The sequence below is a fragment of the Martelella mangrovi genome (assembly GCF_040545495.1).
Classification (GTDB): Bacteria; Pseudomonadota; Alphaproteobacteria; order Rhizobiales; family Rhizobiaceae; genus Martelella; species Martelella mangrovi.
In genome coordinates, this window is sequence record NZ_JBEPLY010000004.1 from 350563 (window position 1) to 367127 (window position 16565).

The following is a 16565-nucleotide window of genomic DNA, read 5'->3' on the forward strand; positions in this document are numbered from 1 at the left end:
GGACGGCTGACCTATCTAGTCGAGCGCAACCCAGACGCCGCCCTTTTGCGACGACGTCAGGCACGCGGAGATGAAGCTGAGCCCCCTGACGCCGTCATTGGCGTCCGGCACCAGGCATTCAGCGGTGCTGCCCGACAGAATGTCGGCGGCATCCTTGTAGAGATTGGCGAAGGCCTCGAGATAGCCTTCGGGATGGGCTGCCGGAATGCGGCTGCCGGCCACAGCCGAAGCCGTCGCCTCGACGCCGTTGCGGCGCAGCAGCCGGCGGGGTTCGCCAAGCGGCGTGTACCAGAGCTCTTCCGGCTTTTCCTGCCACCATTCCAGCCCGCCGGTCGCACCATAGATGCGCAGCGACAGATTATTGCCGTTTCCGGCCACCACCTGGCTTGCCCACAGCGCGCCCTTGGCGCCTGAAGCATAGCGCATCAGCACCATGGCATCGTCATCGACCTTGCGGCCGGGCACCAGCGCCGTCAGTTCCGCCAGAAGTTCACGCGGCTCCTCGCCGGCGACGAAGGCGGCAAGATTATAGGCATGGGTGCCGATATCGCCGATTGCGCCGCCCTGCCCGGCCTTGGCCGGATCGTTGCGCCAGTTGGCGCCGGCGGCTTCCGGGTCTTCCTCGGGGGCTGCCAGCCAGTCCTGCGCATATTCCACCTGCACCTGCCTCAGCGGGCCGATGGCGCCCGAGGCGACCATCTCGCGGGCCTGACGGACCATCGGATAGCCGGTATAGGTATGCGTCAGAAACAGGTTTTTGCCCGACGTCTTCACCAGTTCGGCAAGCGCCTTTGCATCATCCAGCGAGGTCGTCATCGGCTTTTCGCAGATGACGTGGATGCCCGCCTCAAGTGCGGCCTTCGCCACCGGATAATGCAGGAAGTTCGGCGTGACGATGGCAACGGCCTGAATGCCGTCCTCCCGTTTTGCCTCGGCCTCGAACATCGCCTTGTAATCGGCATAGGCGCGTTCCGGCGCAATACCGATGGAAACGGCAAAGGAACGGGCTTCTTCCGGGTCGGCGTCGAGCGCGCCGGCGACCAGCGCAAACCTGTCGTCAATGCGCGCGGCGATGCGGTGAACGCCACCGATAAACGCGCCCTTGCCGCCGCCGACCATGCCGAGCCGGATCCGGTTCGGGCCCTGCTTGTCTTCAGATGTCATGACGATTTCTCCTCAGTCGAGACCGAGCAATCGGCGATTGGCGGCTGCGTCAGTTCCGCTGGCGGCGAAGTCGTCAAATGCATGCTCTGTTACGTGAATGATGTGATCGCGGATAAAGGGCGCGCCCTCGCGTGCGCCGTCTTCGGGATGCTTCAGCGCGCATTCCCATTCGAGAACCGCCCAGCCGGCAAAGTCGTACTGCGCCATCTTCGAGAAAATCGCCTTGAAGTTGACGTCGCCATCGCCGAGCGAGCGGAACCGTCCGGGCCGGTCGACCCAGGACTGATAGCCGCCGTAAACGCCGGAACGGCCGGAAAGCTGCAGCTCGGCATCCTTGACGTGGAAGGCGCGGATACGCTCGTGATAGATATCGATGAAGGCGAGATAGTCGAGCGCCTGCAGCACGAAATGCGACGGGTCGTAGAGAATGTTCGCGCGCGGATGATTGTCGACACCCTCGAGGAAACGCTCGAAGGTCACGCCGTCATGCAGGTCTTCGCCCGGATGCAATTCATAGGCGACATCGACACCCGCTTCATCGAAAACATCGAGGATCGGCTTCCAGCGTTTGGCAAGCTCGCCGAAGGCTTCTTCGACGAGCCCCGAGGGGCGCTGCGGCCACGGATAGAAATAGGGCCAGGCCAGCGCGCCGGAAAAGGTTGCATGGGTATCCAGACCGAAATTGCGCGAGGCCTTCGCCGCCAGTTCCATCTGGCTGACGGCCCATTCCTGACGGGCCTTGGGGTTGCCGTGGACAGCAGCCGGGGCGAAATTATCAAACAGCGCATCATAGGCCGGGTGAACGGCAACGAGCTGGCCCTGGATATGGGTCGACAATTCGGTGATCTCGACGCCGATTTCCGCCAGTTTACCGATGATATCGTCACAATAGTCTTTCGATGCGGCGGCTTTTTCCAGATCGAACAGATCCGCCGTCGTCGGCAGCTGAAGGCCCTTATAGCCAAGGTCGGCTGCCCATCGTGCAATCGAAAACAGATCATTGAACGGCGGCTTGTCTCCCACAAACTGCGCCAGAAAAAGACCGGGACCCTTCAGCGTTTTCATATCAGTTCACTCCTAATGACATTCTTGTGCCGCCATTACTGGAAACGACGGAACTGCGAACGGTAATTTGTGTCGGAAAAAGCCGGTCGGAAGGCAGGTCACTGCCATCACCGGCCGACTGCAGCGTCTCGACCATCAGCGCCATGGCTGCACGGCCGATTTCGCGGCGCGGCTGGAAAACCGTGGTCAGCGGCGGATAGAAGACCGATGCGATCAGCGTGTCATCGAAACCGACAAGCGATACGTCGCTGGGGATGTTCAACCCCTTCTCCCGCAACGCGCCGGCAGCACCGATTGCCATCTGATCGCTGGAGGCGAAGACCGCGCTGAAGGAGGCACCGCTCTCCTGCAGTTTCATCATCTGCTGATAACCGCAATTCAGGCTGAAATCGCCGGGCAGGATGAGCGCTTCATCGACAGGCAGCTTTGCCTGCGTCAAAGCCTGGCGATAGCCTTCAAGACGGGCCTGACCCAGATACTCATCCAGAGGACCGGTCAGGTGAACAATGCGGCGATGCCCCTGGTCAATGAGATAGCTGACAGCCTCTCTGGCGGCGGCAACATTGTCGACCCGCACGGTCGGCAGTTCGAGGTGTTCGATCTGTTCCAGCGCCACCACCATGGGCGGCAGCTTTTCCGGGCAGACCAGCATTTCCTTCGGAAAGTGACCGACCATCAGGATAAGCCCGTCGGCATGCCCCTCCCGCACCGCATCGACGTAATGCGTGATGCGTTCGTCATCGTCGCGGGCATCGCCCATCAGCACCTTGTATCCGGCGGCAAACGCCTCTTCCTCAACACCCTTGTAGATATCGAGATAGAAGGGGTTCGAGATATCGCGGACAAGCAGAATGACCGTGCGGCTTTCGCGCGTGCGAAACATCCGGGCGAGGTCGTTGGGAACAAAGCCCGTTTCCTCCACGGCCTTCATGACCTTGAGCCGGGTTTCCTCCCGGACCTTTTCAGGCCGCTTGAGCGTACGCGATACGGTGGCGGTCGAAACGCCCGCCACCTTTGCCACATCGCGAATATTGGGCTGGTGAGACATATCCTCTAGATCCGTGCACTTTTCTGACGCCCGTAAAACAGCAGCAGAAGCAGAAGAGTACCACCGAAAATCAACTGTCTTCCCCAGTATTCGAGGTGCAGCGTGGTCAAAACGCTCTGCAGCAGGATCAGTGCGATAGCGCCGGCCACCGTGCCCATATAGCCGCCGGTGCCACCGGCAAGCGAGGTACCGCCGATAACCACAGCGATAATCGAGGGCAGCATGTACTGGTCACCGACGCTGATGAAGGAATTGCCGGTGTAGCCGATGACGAAAACGCCGGCCAGACCCGCAAGCGCGCCGGAAAGACCGAACACGATGGTGCGAATGAGACGAACCTTGATGCCCACAAGCCGTGCGGCGCCGGGATTGGAGCCGATCGCATAGATGGCGAAACCGAAGGAGGTGGCGCGCAGCATGAAGACCAGAACCGCAGCCAGAAGCGCCCAGACGAACAGAATGCCGGGAATGCCGAAAATGACTGGCTGGTTGATGAAGTTCATCAGTGCCGGCGCAGCATTGCCCGAGGGGATGCCGCGCGAGAACACGACCAGCCCGCCCTGGATGACCGACATCATGCCGAGCGTCATGACAAGCGGCGGGATTCTGATCACCGTCACGCCCAGGCCATTGACGAGGCCGACGAGAAAGGTTGCCGAGCAGGCGGCGATAAAGGCCAGCGGAATGGCGGCATCGCTACCGTTCATCACATTACCGGCAATGATGGCGCCGAAGGAAATCATCGCGCCGATTGAAAGGTCGATGCCTTCACCGCCCGCCATCACCACAAGGTTCTGGCCCGCCGCTGCGATGCCCAGAAGGGCAGCAACGGTCAGAAGCCTGATGATCTGGTCGCCGCACGCAAAGCCCGGGGACACCAGTTCGCCGATGATCAGCAGCAGAACGATGGCAACCAGCGCCAGCGCCAGCGGTTCGCGCACCAGCGCGGAAAGGCGTGAGCCGAAACTTTCACGTTCCGTTGAATTGGCTATATCCGTCATAACGGCTCCTCCCTATTTGCGTGCCACGAGAACGCCGCCCGCAAGCGCGGCAAGAACGATCAGCCCCTGAACGAGGGTCTGATATTCGAAAGGCAGACCGGCGAAGAAGATCACGTTGCCGATCATGCCAAGCAGCAATGCGCCGAAAATCGAACCGATCGCGCCGCCGACGCCGCCGGCCAGCATGGTGCCGCCCAGAACAACGGCGGAGATCGAGCCCATGGCAAGGCTCTGGCCCAGAAGCGGGTCGCCGCTGGCGGTCTCGCCGGTCAGGCACAGTGCGGCAAAGGCCGAAAACAGACCGCTCAACGCAAAGGACAGAAGCCGGATGCGCTCAAGCTTGAGGCCGCTCTGAAAGGCCCCGGCGCGGTTGCCGCCGGCCGCTTTCAGCCAGCTTTCAAACGGCCGCGCCCGCAGGAACAGCACGAATGCGGTGGCCAGAATGAGGATCCACAGCACAGTCGGGATGCCCAGAATGAAGCCGCCATAGGTTGCCCAGTAGGCTTCGGGGACCGAAAGCCCGGCCTGCGGCAGAACCCGGAGCGCAAGCGCTGCGAACAGAATGCCGGTCGCAAACGTCGCCACCATAGCCTGAAGCCTGAGATAGCTGATCAGCAGCCCGTTGACGACGCCGCACAGGATGCCGACCGCAATGCCGACCGCCAGCCCGGCAAAAAGGCCGCCAATGCCGCCGCCCAGCGTGGTGATGACCGTAACCGTCACCACATTCACCAGCGCTGCAATCGAGCCCACCGACAGGTCGATATCGCCGCCGATGATGACATAGGTCTGGCCGATAGCCACGAGAACCAGCGGCAGGAAGGTTGTCAGGTTGGAGTGCAGCACCATGCCCTGAAAGAAGCTCGGCTGCAGGGACCAGTTGATCAGAACCAGAACGACAAGGGCCGCAAAAGCGACCAGCCATGCCGGTCTTTCGGAGGTGAATACCCGTTTCATCAGGCGTCTCCATACGCTGCGCGTGTCAGATGGAAGGAGTCCATCGTCGGTCCGGCAAGTTCCGTCACCACCTGACCGTCGTTGAACACGGCAATGCGATCGCAATTGTCGAGAAGTTCGGATTCCTCGGATGAATAAAGCAGCACCGCTACACCGTCTTCGGCCAGTTTCCTGATCAGCATGAACAGGTCGGCCTTGGCGCCGAGGTCGATACCCTTGGTCGGATCATCCAGAAGGATGACGCGGGGATTGGTCGCCAGCCAGCGCGCGATGAAGATTTTCTGCTGGTTGCCGCCGGACAGCGTGCCGATTGCATCGGTCAGCCTGGCATATTTGGTCTTGAAGGCGGAGGCGACTTCGGCCAGACGCGGCTTCAGCGTTCCGGCCCGCACCAGCTGGCGACGCTCGCTGATCAACACCGCAGCGGCCAGATTTTCAAAGATCGAGCGCCCCGGCAGCGCCGCATCGGCGCCGCGATCACCGGAGACATAGGCAATCCTGTGTTTCACGGCGTCGGAAGGCTTGCGCACGCGAACCGGCTTGCCTTCCAGATGGGTGGTGCCGGCCGTGGCGGGTGCGGCCCCGAACAGGGTGCGCAGCAGTGTCGATTGCCCCTGCCCCTGCAGGCCGCCAAGCCCGACGATTTCACCCGGCGCCACCGAAAGCGAGACATTCTTCAGGCGTCCGCCGGAAAGGTTCTCGACCTTGAAGACCGGCTCGGCACTGACCGCTTTCTGCTCGGTCCGCCGTTCGGCCCGGCGCACGTCGCCGACCATCATCCGCACCACTTCGTCCTGCGTCGTATCGGCGACGGCGGTTTCGGCGACCGTTTCGCCGTTGCGCATCACCGTGACGCGGTCACAGATCTCGAAGACCTCGTCGAGGCGGTGGGAAATAAAGATCGTTGAAACGCCTTCATCGCGCTTGGCGCGCAGGATTTCGAAGAAAACCTCGACCTGCCGCCCGTCCAGCGCCGCGGTCGCCTCGTCCATAATGACGATCCTGGGAGATTTGGCATAGACTTTGAGGATTTCAACGATCTGCCGCTGTCCGGCCGTCAGGTCTGCCACGCGGGCATCCGGCTTGATATCGTCGCCGACAGCAGCATGAAACATTTTCAGGAGTTCAAGCGTGTCGGCGCGCATCTTGTTGCGGTCGACAAAGCCTGTTTTCGTGCGGGGTTCGCGCCCGAGAAAGATGTTGGATTCCACCGACATTTTCGGGATCAGGCTGAGTTCCTGATAAAACAGCGCGATACCGGCCTCTTCGGCCTCATGCGGACCGGAAAACGAGATGGGCTCGCCATCCAGGCTGACGGATCCCGATGTCGGCGCATAAGCACCGGCAACGATCTTCGACAGCGTACTCTTGCCGCAGCCATTGGCGCCAAGGAGAGCATGAATCTCACCCTGCCCGACGGTCAGCTGACCATTGCGCAAAGCCTGGACCTGCCCGAATCTCTTGGTGAGATCGCGCACCGCTATTGCAGGTTTCATAGCGAACCTCGCATGATTTTTTCTTTGGGGGCAACGTCCGCCGTCCAGCGACGGCGGACGCATCCTGAAACAGTTCTTACTTGAAGAACGCTTCCGCTTCTTCAGGCGTGACGATATCGGTCACCGACCAGTAGCCGGGCTTGCCTTCGCCTTCGGCAATGCGCTCATCGAGGTTGTCATTGTCGATGAACGGGATCGGGATGTAGATGGCATTGCCATAGACACCACCGAAGATATCGTCCTTGAATTCCTGGCCCTGGAGCTTGAGAACCGCAACATTGAGCGCGGAGGCCATGACGCCGGGCGGGTTGACCGATGCGCCGGAGTTCAGCTCGTTTTCTTTCCAGGTCTTCATGAAGTCATTGCGGATTTCGCCGGTGGCGGCAATGTCATGTTCCTTGCCGTCAGCCATGATCGCGCGCCATGCGCCGGCGGCCATACCGTCCTGAACCCAGACGCCGTCGATATCGGGATAGGTTGCAAGCAGATTCTGCATGGCCTGCTGGCCCTGTGCCTGGTCCCAGTTGGCATTGGCTTCGTTCAGAATGTTGATGCCGGGATACTGTTCGAAGACTTCACGATAGCCCTCGACGCGCATTTCGTTGGCCGGATTGCCGGCAACGCCGTTGATCGCGACGATATCGCCTTCACCGTCAAGCGTATCGGCCAGCCACTGGGCGGACTGAACGGCCCATTCCTTCTGGTCGATACCGACATAGATCGCATCCTTGGAGGACACTTCGGCATCGGTGGCGATAACCAGAATACCGCGGGCGGCAGCCTGGGAGAAGATCGGGTTGAAAGCGGTCGGGCTGTTCGGATCGATGATGATCGCGTCGACGCCCTGGTTGATGAAGTTGCGGACCTGGCCGATCTGGCCCTGTGCGTCCACATTGCCGCTCTGCACGACGACTTCAACCGGCACGCCGGCATCGGTCCAGGCCTGTGCTGCAGCCTGTGCTTCATCGATCATCTGGGTGCGCCATTCGGAGCCGACCCATCCGTTGGACAGACCGATCCGGAACGCGTCCTGCGCAGCTGCGCTCATGGATGAAAACCCGACGGCAGCCAGCACGGTAGCGGCCAGAAGCAAACTTTTTTTCATGGTATATCCTCCCGCATGGTAAAATGTAACCGGTTACATTTGCGGATAAAAATGCAACGCGGCAAAACCTCACGACACAAAGTCATAAATGTAACCGGTTGCTTTTGTCAATACCGTCTTTTATTCAACTTTTTCGAAGGGGTGTGTTCCGCCGGTTCGCCGTATGGTTTCAGACGAGCATCGGCAGCGCCCTGTGCCCAACAGCATCGCTCCTTCGACACCCCGGTCATGTCCGCTGCCATGACGTCGACGGCATGGTTTCGCCCACGTTTTTTGGAACGTCAGTCTGTCGCACAGCCATCCGGTATCAGCGATTGCGGGTCGCGTCCTGTGCGACACTTTCGCGCCGGACAAGCGAGCACGGCAGGCGAATGACGCCTTTTTCGACGGGCTCGCCGCGGGTGAGTTGCAGCATGGCAAGCCCTGCGCGGTGGCCGATTTCCTTCAGTTCCATGTCGATGGTGGTCAGTGGCGGGCGGGTCTGGCGAGAGACGACCTCCCAGTTGTCGAAACCGATGACCGACACATCATCAGGCACGGAAATGCCGTGGTCGCGCAAGCCGTCGAGAACGCCGCGGGCGATTTCGTCGCTGCCGCAGAAAATGCCGTCGGGAAGCTTTTTACGCGCGGACAGCACGCGACCGATCGCCTCATGCCCCCATTCCTCCGACCATGCGCCGAACATGACCGGCGACGATGAACCGCACCGATTGCGGTAAACCTCCGCTCGGTTTCTGGCGGCAAGCCAGCTTTCAGGCCCGGTGATGTGCAGAATGTCACGACAACCGGCCTCCTGAAGATGCGCAATCGCAAGCATCGCACCATGCGCGTCGTCGGGGACGAAGCTGGTGCTCAGGAACGGTCCCGCCGCAAAGGCATAGATAACGGGAACGTTCAGCGCGGTGAGGTCGATGGGCGGTTCGACATCGAGACGCGTCGCGGTGAAGATGATGCCGTCGACCTGCTTGTCGAGCAGCGCCTGCAGATGAAGTTCGGCGAGGCGCCTGTCGCCGCTTGTGGCGCAGAGAAACGCCGAAACGCCGTGGTCGACCAGCACCTCCGAAACGCCGGAGCTGATCGGAAGCGTCAGCCGGCCATAGGTATCGTCTGTGATGATGCCGATGGTGAGGCTTCTGCGGCTCAACAGGCTGCGGGCGAGCGCGTTCGGCCGGAAGCCGATTTCCCGCGCGATCCGGAGCACGCGCTCGCGGGTCTCGACGTTGACCCGGCCGACGCCGTTCAGCGCGTTGGAGGCCGTTGAAAGGCTCACCTCGGCGGCCTTGGCGACGTCCCTGAGTGTGCATCTGCGGTGCTGTATCGGCTTGATCAATGCTATTCCCTGCCCTTTGATAAAACCTTTTATCAAATGAAAACAATGATGCAAAAACCTTTTTGCATCTTATTGAACACAAATTGTCGACAACATTTTTCTTCTGCCATACCGTTATCAAACGTCAAGTCAAATGACGGAACAAAGAAGGGGAATGACATGCTGAAGAACAAACTCATGCTTGCTGCATTGACGCTGGCAGCATCCGCCTCGATGGCTCAGGCCGAAGACGTGAACCTGTGGGTGCGCACCTCGTCGGCAGCCGTGCTTCAGGCGCTGGCCGAAAAATACAACGCCGCCCATGACGACACCGTCAACGTCACCGCGGTCATCGCCGAGCAGATGGTGCCGAAGCTCGGCGCGGCGATTGCCGGCGGCGCGCCGCCCGAAGGCGCGGTCCTCGACCTGATCTACCTTCCGACATTTGCCGCCAACGACACGCTGGAAGACATCACCGGCTTTGTCGACACCCTGCCCTACGCCGATGCGCTGAGCCCGTCCCATATCCGTCTCGCCACCTATGACGGCAAGATCTACGGCGTGCCCGCCCTGCCCGACGCCTCGATCATCGCCTACAACACGGACCTGTTCGAGGAAGCCGGGCTCGACCCCGACAAGGCGCCGGCATCGCTCGAAGAGATCGTTGCCGACGCCGAAAAGATCAGCGCGCTCGGTGACGATACCTACGGCTTCTACTTCGTCGCCAATTCCGGCAGTTGGCTGATCTATGATTTCCTGCCGCATATCTGGGCGGCCGACGCCGATATCCTGACCGATGACGGCCGCGAAGCCACCATCGACACACCGGCGATGCGCGAAACGCTCGAAGACTACCGCACGATGTGGCAGGCGGGCGCCATTCACCCGACCTCGCGCTCCGGCAATGGCAACAACGCCGTGGAAGCCTTCGCCTCGGGCAAGGTCGGCGTGCTGATGACTGGTTCCTATATCGTCAACCTGCTGACCAGCACATACCCGGACGTCAATTTCGCGGTTGCGCCGATCCCCGGGCCCACGGGCGGCCAGTCGAGCTTTGCCGGCGGTGATACGCTTGCGATGATCAAGGGCATTGCCCCTGAGAAGAAGGCCGTGATCGAGGATTTCGTCAAATACTATATGGAGCCCGAACAGCAGGTCTTCATCACGCAGGAATCCGGCATGCCGTCGCGCACCGATCTGGCGGAAGAGGCCTATGCCAATTTCGATCCACGCAACCTCATCGCCTATGATATCCTGGCAAAGGCGCGCACGCCCTACACCTATGCCTCGGACGAGCTTTTCGTCAGCCGCACCGGCCCGTTCCTGAACCTGATCCAGAGCGCGGTGTTCGGCGATGACGTGGATGGTGCAATCGAAACCGCGCAGGACGATTTCACCAAGATCCTCGACCGGACCAATCCGTAACGCGCAACCACGGGCGGGCAAGCCCCGCCCGTGGCCCGAAAATGCTGCGAACCCCACTGAAATCATCAAACTCAGGGACTTCACGTCTTGTTGTTCAAGCGCGCGTCAAAAAAGCATCCGCAGTCCGGTGATGGCGAGCCGCATGGCTGGCTGGGGCTCGCCTTCATTGCGCCGAGCATGGTGTTCATCATCGGCCTGTTTATCATCCCGCTGGTGATGACGGTGTGGATGAGCTTCTTCCGCTGGCCCCTGCTCGGCCGTCGCAAGTTCATCGGCCTCGACAATTATGCCGAGCTTCTCGGCGATACCCAGCTCTGGCAGTCTTTCGGCTTCACCCTGCTCTATACGGTGCTGGTCACCACCGCGATCATGGCCGTCGCCCTGCCGCTGGCGCTGCTGGTCGACCGGCCGCTGCGCAGCGTCGGTTTCTTCCGCACCGTGTTCTTCATGCCGGTCGTCATCGGCTTCGGCGCGGCCTCGACGCTGTGGCTCTGGCTGCTCAATCCCGACAGCGGCGTGTTCGCACGGCTTCTGACCGGGCTTGGCCTTTTCGATCACGCACCGCGACCGCTCGAAAGCTTCTGGCCGGCGCTCGCGGTCATCATCCTGATGGTGGTCTGGAAAACCGCCGGTTTCACCATGGTGATCCTGCTCACCGGCCTGCAGAGCATTCCCAATGATGTGATCGAGGCCGCGCGGATCGATGGCGCCAGCCCCTTCAGCCGGTTTCGCCGGATCATCCTGCCGCTGATGCGCAATTCGGTGCTGCTGGCGCTGATCCTCAACGTCACCTCGTCGATGCTCGCCTTCGACCAGTTCTTCATCATCACCCAGGGCGGGCCGAACAACAGCACGATCTCGGCCGTGTTCACCATCTATCTCGCGTCGTTCTCGTCCTATCGGCTGGGCTATGGCTCCGCGCTGTCCTTTGCCCTGCTGGTCGTTCTCGTCGCCATCAGCTCGATCCAGCTTTCATTCATGCGCCAGCGGCCGGAGGACGGACGATGAACGTCAAAAACCTGTTCATGGAACCCGATGAAGGGTTCGACGCCGTTGCCGGTCGTCTTCTCCTGCTGCTGGTGATGATCGTTCTGGCCGTCTTCTTCCTGATGCCGATCATCTGGTCCTTCGCCAATTCCTTCAAACCGGCAGCTGAGGCGCTGGCCCATCCGGTGGCGCTGTTTTCAAAGGCGTTCTCGCTGGAAAACTACCGCCGCCTCGAACATGTCGGCGCCGGCTGGTATGTCTACGCCACCAATTCCGTGCTGATCGCGCTCGGCACCATCGCCTTCACCGTCGCCGTGGCGGTGCCCGCCGGATACGGCTTCTCCAAATTCCGCTTTCCCGGCCAGACCGCGATCTTCGTCCTCGTCATGGCGACGATGATGATCCCGTTCCAGTCGATCCTGACGCCGCTGTTCCTGATCCTGAAATTCCTGCATCTACAGAACAGCCTGCTTGGTCTGGTGCTGATCTACACCACGTTTCAGCTGCCGTTCTCGATCTTCATGATGCGCAACGCTTTCGATGCGATCCCGAAGGCTCTGGTGGAGGCCGCGCGCATCGACGGCGCGTCGCAATGGACGCTGGTGCGGCGCATTTTGATGCCGCTGGCGCTGCCCGGTGTGGCCACCGTCGTCATGTTCGCCTTCCTCAATTCCTGGAACGAATTCCTGGCGGCGCTGATCTTCCTGTCGGACCAGAACAAGTTCACCCTGCCGATCATGCTGGTGAACGTCTCCTCCGGCATTTACGGCATCATCGACTGGGGTGCGCTCCAGGCCGGCATCTCGCTCACCATGATCCCCTGCATCCTGATGTTCCTCGCGCTGCAGCGCTACTATGTGCGCGGGCTGACCGCCGGGGCCGTCAAATGACACAGTCTTCCCAAGGAGTTTCCATGTCATCGTCCGCGTCGAAAAAGACGACCGGTGAACGCCTTCACCGCCACGAACGCTACGTTCCCGTCGACCACACCTGCGTCGCCTTCAATGCCGGGTTCTGGAAAAGCTGGCAGGAGACCGTGCGCGACGTCACCATTCCCACCCAGCACAAGCGGCTGGAGGAAGAAGGCTTTCTCGAGGTTCTTGATTTCGACAACCCGCCCGGCCCGCTCGCCCGGCCGATCCAGCCAAGCGGATTGTCGATGCAGCATTTCTTCGATTCCGATTTCGGAAAGTGGATCGAGGCGGCAAGCTACACTTTGAAGAACCACCCGAACCCGGATATCGAGGCGAAGATCGACGCCATCGTCGAAAAGCTCGCACACGGGCAGATGGAAGACGGCTATCTCAACAGCTGGTTCATCCGCCGCGAGCCGGAAAACCGCTGGACCAATCTGCGCGACCTGCACGAGATGTATTCGATGGGCCATCTCATCGAAGGCGCCGTTGCCTATTTTGAAGCGACCGGCAAGCGCCGCTTTCTCGACGTGATGATCCGCGCCGTGGACCATATCATCGATACATTTGGCCCCGAACCCGGCAAGCTCAGGGGCTATGATGCGCATGAGGAAGTCGAGCTGGCGCTGGTCAAGCTCTACCGTGTGACCGGCGATCCGCGCCATTTGAAGCTTGCCACCTATTTCGTCGACGAGCGCGGACAGATGCCCTCCTATTTCGACGATGAGGCTCGCCGGCGCGGCGAGGACCCGGCCGATTATGTCTACGAGACCTATGCCTATAGTCAAGCCCACAAGCCGGTGCGCGAGCAGAACGAGGTCGTCGGCCATGCCGTGCGCGCCATGTATCTGCTCTCGGCAATGACCGATCTCGCCTTTGAGAACGACGATCCGAGCCTGAAGGATGCCGCCGACCGGCTGTTTGCCAATCTCACCGGCCGCCAGTTTTACGTCACCGGCGGCCTCGGCCCGTCAGCGGCAAACGAAGGCTTCACCCGCGCCTTCGACCTGCCCAACGAAACCGCCTATGCCGAAACCTGTGCGGCGGTCGCGCTCGGCTTCTGGTGTTCGCGCATGGCCGAGACCGATCTCGACGGCAGATATACCGATCAGCTTGAAACCGTGCTGTTCAACGGCGCGCTTTCCGGCATCGCCCGCGATGGCGAGCATTATTTCTACGAAAATGTACTGGAAAGCCACGGCCAGAACCGGCGCTGGAAATGGCATTACTGCCCCTGCTGCCCGACCAATATCGCCCGCTTCATCACCTCGCTCGGACAATATTTCTACACCACCAAGGGCAATGAAATCGCGGTGCACCTTTATGGCGCCAATGCCGCCGAATTCGATCTCGACGGAACATTCGTGCGGCTCAGGCAGGAGACCGCCTATCCCTGGGACGGCGACATTCGCATGACGCTCGGCCTGTTCCAGCCGACGGACCTCACCCTGAAACTGCGCATCCCCGGCTGGTGCCGACGCGTGCGGGCGACGCTCAACGAACGCGACATACCGCTTGTTGCCGTGAAAGGCTACGTCACGGTGAGCGGCACCTTCGAAGATGGCGACGAACTGCGCCTTAGCTTCGACATGCCGGTGGAACGGCTCTATGCCCACCCGGCCGTTGGCGAGGATGCCGGACGCGTCGCCTTCCGCCGCGGCCCGGTCGTCTATTGCGTCGAGGAAACCGATATCGGCATCGAACCGCAGCGCCTGCGCATTGCGCCCGATGCCAACCTTAAAGCGCGCTACGACGCCGATCTTCTCGGCGGGGCCGTGGTGCTGGAAGGCGAAGGTCTTGAAGCGGCCACGGACGGTTTTGACGGCGGGCTTTACCGCACTTCGCCGCCTGCGCTGAAACCCCGGCCGTTCCGGGCCATTCCCTATCACCTCTGGGCCAATCGCGAAGCCGGCGCAATGCAGGTCTGGCTGACGGAAAAGTAGGAGACGGACATGGCACGACTGACACTGAAGAATGTGGTCAAATCCTACGGCATCTACGAGGCCGTCAGGGGCATCAATCTCGATATCGAGGACAATGAATTCGTCGTTTTCGTCGGCCCATCGGGATGCGGAAAATCGACGACGCTGAGGATGATCGCCGGGCTGGAGCATATTTCCGGCGGCGAAATCATCATTGGTGACGATGTCGTCAATCGTCTGGCGCCGGGCAAGCGCGATATCGCCATGGTGTTCCAGAACTACGCGCTCTATCCGCATATGAGCGTGCGCGAAAACATCGCCTTCTGCCTCGAACAGCAGCGCCTGCCGAAGGCCGAAATCGAAAAGCGCATCACAGAAGCCACCAACACGCTGAGGATTTCGGAACTGCTGGAACGCCGCCCCGGCGAACTTTCCGGCGGCCAGCGCCAGCGCGTCGCCATGGGCCGCGCCATCGTGCGCGATCCGAAAGTCTTCCTGTTCGATGAGCCGCTGTCCAATCTCGACGCCAAGCTTCGCGTCAGCATGCGCACGGAAATCAAGCGGCTGCACCAGCTGCTGCCGACCACCACGGTCTACGTCACCCATGATCAGGTAGAGGCGATGACCATGGCCGACCGCGTGGTGGTGATGAACCAGGGTCTCGTGGAACAAATGGGCGCACCGCAGGAACTTTATTCACGGCCGGTCAGCAAATTCGTCGCCGGCTTCATCGGTTCACCATCGATGAATTTCCTGCCCGTCACACTTGAGGCCGAAGGTGACGCGCTTTTCCTGCTTTTTACGGATGGCGCCCGTATGGAAATCCCGGCCGAAAAGGCCGCACAGTTCCGCCCCCATGCCGGCCGCGGCGCCACTTTCGGCATCCGCCCGGAGGCGATCACGCTCAGGCAGGAGCGCGACGGTTTCGTCCCCTTCGATGCGGCAATCGATCTGGTCGAGCCGCTCGGCGCCACCACCATGGCCTATTTCAGCATCGCCGGCGCGGAAATCTGCGCCAGCGTCGAGCCCGAGGAAAACCTGCACGCCGGCACCACCGTGCCGCTGTCCTTCAACCTCAACCGGATGCACCTGTTCGATCTGGAAACAGAACAGTCGCTGGCCGCTCACTGAGACGACGACGCAACAGGCCCGTCACGGCAAGTACCGAAGCCGCCGGAGAGCCTTGCCGGTCAGGCCTCCACCGTTTCGAGCGCGGTACGAGCGTAGTGCTGGGCGATCACCGCGCAGATCATCAGCTGCATCTGGTGAAACAGCATCAACGGTAGCACCACCGCGCCGACGCTCTGGCCGGCGAAGATCGCACCGGCCATCGGCACGCCGCTGGCAAGGCTCTTCTTCGAACCGCAAAACACGATGGCGATCTCGTCGGCGCGGGAAAAGCCGAGCGCGCGGCTGCCGAACATGGTCAGCGTCAGCACCACCGCCAGCATGGCGGCATTGATGATCACGAGTTCACCGAGATCGGCAAGCGAAAGCTGGTGCCAGAGGCCTTCGGCAACCGCCGTGGAGAAGGCGAGATAGACGACCATCAGGATCGATCCGCGGTCGACGGGCGAGAGAATCTTCTTGTGGCTGCGCACCCAGTCGCCGATCCACGGCATCAGCAGTTGCCCGACGATGAAGGGCAGGAGCAGCTGCAGCAGAATCTGGTAGAGCACATCGAATGAAAACCCGCCGCCACCGCCGCTTGCCGAAAGCAGGATGCCGATGAGAAGCGGCGTGGCGAACATTCCGACGATGTTGGAAGCCGTCGCCGCGCAGATCGCCGCCGGGACGTTGCCGCCGGCCATCGAGGTGAATGCGATGGAGGACTGCACGGTGGATGGCAGCACGGCGATGAACAGGATGCCGGCCATCATGCCGCCGGGCAGTTCGAACGGCAGCAGATGGGCGATGCCGTAGCCGAGCAGCGGAAACACGCCGAAGGTCGTGGCGAGAATGGTGAGATGCAGGCGCCAGTGCAGGAGGCCGCCGATCACCACCTGACGCGACAGCCGCGCGCCCTGCAGGAAAAACAACAGCGCGATGGCGCATTTGGTGGCGACCGAAAACCAGCCGGCCGCAACGCCGGTGACGGGCAGAAGCGAGGCCAGCGCAACGGTGGCAACGAGAAGAAGCGTAAACTGGTCGGGCAGAAAACGACGCATGGCA

General features: G+C 61.1%; 14 protein-coding genes. 5 read left to right on the forward strand and 9 right to left on the reverse strand.

Translation table 11 applies throughout. The annotated features are described in order from the left end of the window. Positions 1 to 15: 15 nt before the first annotated feature. The 8 genes from ABID12_RS08450 to ABID12_RS08485 form a co-directional block, all read right to left on the reverse strand. Complete coding sequence (locus ABID12_RS08450; protein WP_354433843.1) at positions 16 to 1164, reverse strand: Gfo/Idh/MocA family protein; 1149 nt, start codon at positions 1162 to 1164, stop codon at positions 16 to 18. Between the two features lie 12 nt (positions 1165 to 1176). Next, positions 1177 to 2229: a sugar phosphate isomerase/epimerase family protein gene (locus ABID12_RS08455; protein ID WP_354433844.1), complete on the reverse strand. Its 1053-nt coding sequence runs from the start codon at positions 2227 to 2229 to the stop codon at positions 1177 to 1179. Between the two features lies 1 nt (position 2230). Continuing rightward, the gene (locus tag ABID12_RS08460; RefSeq protein WP_354433845.1) at positions 2231 to 3277 is read right to left on the reverse strand and encodes a LacI family DNA-binding transcriptional regulator; all 1047 of its coding nucleotides are present in this window, start codon (positions 3275 to 3277) and stop codon (positions 2231 to 2233) included. Positions 3278 to 3282: 5 nt separating this feature from the next. After that, positions 3283 to 4278 carry an ABC transporter permease gene (locus ABID12_RS08465; RefSeq protein ID WP_354433846.1) on the reverse strand — a complete coding sequence of 332 codons (996 nt, stop codon included), beginning with the start codon at positions 4276 to 4278 and terminating at the stop codon, positions 3283 to 3285. A 12-nt stretch (positions 4279 to 4290) separates the two neighbouring features. Further along, a complete protein-coding gene (locus tag ABID12_RS08470; RefSeq protein ID WP_106310737.1) occupies positions 4291 to 5235 on the reverse strand; it encodes an ABC transporter permease in 945 nt (314 codons plus the stop codon). Next, positions 5235 to 6731, reverse strand: a complete 1497-nt coding sequence (locus tag ABID12_RS08475; protein ID WP_354433847.1) for a sugar ABC transporter ATP-binding protein — start codon at positions 6729 to 6731, stop codon at positions 5235 to 5237. Before ABID12_RS08475 ends, ABID12_RS08470 begins: the two co-directional genes overlap by 1 nt. Positions 6732 to 6807: 76 nt before the next feature. Next, positions 6808 to 7836 (reverse strand): ABC transporter substrate-binding protein, encoded by a 1029-nt coding sequence (locus ABID12_RS08480; protein WP_319518629.1) that lies wholly within the window; start codon positions 7834 to 7836, stop codon positions 6808 to 6810. Between the two features lie 307 nt (positions 7837 to 8143). After that, entirely contained in the window at positions 8144 to 9163 is a 1020-nt protein-coding gene (locus ABID12_RS08485) for a LacI family DNA-binding transcriptional regulator (protein ID WP_354433933.1), read from the reverse strand. Between the two features lie 162 nt (positions 9164 to 9325). Between ABID12_RS08485 and ABID12_RS08490 the strand changes: the two genes are divergently transcribed. The 5 genes from ABID12_RS08490 (at position 9326) to ABID12_RS08510 (ending at position 15524) form a co-directional block, all read left to right on the forward strand. After that, complete coding sequence (locus ABID12_RS08490; RefSeq protein WP_354433848.1) at positions 9326 to 10570, forward strand: ABC transporter substrate-binding protein; 1245 nt, start codon at positions 9326 to 9328, stop codon at positions 10568 to 10570. Between the two features lie 87 nt (positions 10571 to 10657). Continuing rightward, positions 10658 to 11578: a carbohydrate ABC transporter permease gene (locus ABID12_RS08495; protein WP_354433849.1), complete on the forward strand. Its 921-nt coding sequence runs from the start codon at positions 10658 to 10660 to the stop codon at positions 11576 to 11578. Positions 11579 to 11595: 17 nt separating this feature from the next. After that, positions 11596 to 12447 carry a carbohydrate ABC transporter permease gene (locus ABID12_RS08500; RefSeq protein WP_319519773.1) on the forward strand — a complete coding sequence of 284 codons (852 nt, stop codon included), beginning with the start codon at positions 11596 to 11598 and terminating at the stop codon, positions 12445 to 12447. A 23-nt stretch (positions 12448 to 12470) separates the two neighbouring features. Beyond that, entirely contained in the window at positions 12471 to 14414 is a 1944-nt protein-coding gene (locus ABID12_RS08505; protein ID WP_354433850.1) for a glycoside hydrolase family 127 protein, read from the forward strand. Positions 14415 to 14423: 9 nt separating this feature from the next. Beyond that, the gene (locus ABID12_RS08510; RefSeq protein ID WP_354433851.1) at positions 14424 to 15524 is read left to right on the forward strand and encodes an ABC transporter ATP-binding protein; all 1101 of its coding nucleotides are present in this window, start codon (positions 14424 to 14426) and stop codon (positions 15522 to 15524) included. Between the two features lie 59 nt (positions 15525 to 15583). Here the strand turns inward: ABID12_RS08510 and ABID12_RS08515 are convergent, their stop codons facing one another. After that, positions 15584 to 16561 (reverse strand): bile acid:sodium symporter family protein, encoded by a 978-nt coding sequence (locus ABID12_RS08515; protein WP_354433852.1) that lies wholly within the window; start codon positions 16559 to 16561, stop codon positions 15584 to 15586. Between the last annotated feature and the right edge of the window lie 4 nt (positions 16562 to 16565).

What these genes read in the sequence shown, in the direction of transcription:
- ABID12_RS08515 (WP_354433852.1), bottom strand. Translation starts at nt 16,561, where the DNA reads ATGCGTCGTTTTCTGCCCGACCAGTTTACGCTTCTTCTCGTTGCCACC.
- ABID12_RS08500 (WP_319519773.1), top strand. Translation starts at nt 11,596, where the DNA reads ATGGAACCCGATGAAGGGTTCGACGCCGTTGCCGGTCGTCTTCTCCTG.
- ABID12_RS08455 (WP_354433844.1), bottom strand. Translation starts at nt 2,229, where the DNA reads ATGAAAACGCTGAAGGGTCCCGGTCTTTTTCTGGCGCAGTTTGTGGGA.
- ABID12_RS08460 (WP_354433845.1), bottom strand. Translation starts at nt 3,277, where the DNA reads ATGTCTCACCAGCCCAATATTCGCGATGTGGCAAAGGTGGCGGGCGTT.
- ABID12_RS08510 (WP_354433851.1), top strand. Translation starts at nt 14,424, where the DNA reads ATGGCACGACTGACACTGAAGAATGTGGTCAAATCCTACGGCATCTAC.
- ABID12_RS08465 (WP_354433846.1), bottom strand. Translation starts at nt 4,278, where the DNA reads ATGACGGATATAGCCAATTCAACGGAACGTGAAAGTTTCGGCTCACGC.
- ABID12_RS08475 (WP_354433847.1), bottom strand. Translation starts at nt 6,731, where the DNA reads ATGAAACCTGCAATAGCGGTGCGCGATCTCACCAAGAGATTCGGGCAG.
- ABID12_RS08505 (WP_354433850.1), top strand. Translation starts at nt 12,471, where the DNA reads ATGTCATCGTCCGCGTCGAAAAAGACGACCGGTGAACGCCTTCACCGC.
- ABID12_RS08470 (WP_106310737.1), bottom strand. Translation starts at nt 5,235, where the DNA reads ATGAAACGGGTATTCACCTCCGAAAGACCGGCATGGCTGGTCGCTTTT.
- ABID12_RS08480 (WP_319518629.1), bottom strand. Translation starts at nt 7,836, where the DNA reads ATGAAAAAAAGTTTGCTTCTGGCCGCTACCGTGCTGGCTGCCGTCGGG.
- ABID12_RS08490 (WP_354433848.1), top strand. Translation starts at nt 9,326, where the DNA reads ATGCTGAAGAACAAACTCATGCTTGCTGCATTGACGCTGGCAGCATCC.
- ABID12_RS08450 (WP_354433843.1), bottom strand. Translation starts at nt 1,164, where the DNA reads ATGACATCTGAAGACAAGCAGGGCCCGAACCGGATCCGGCTCGGCATG.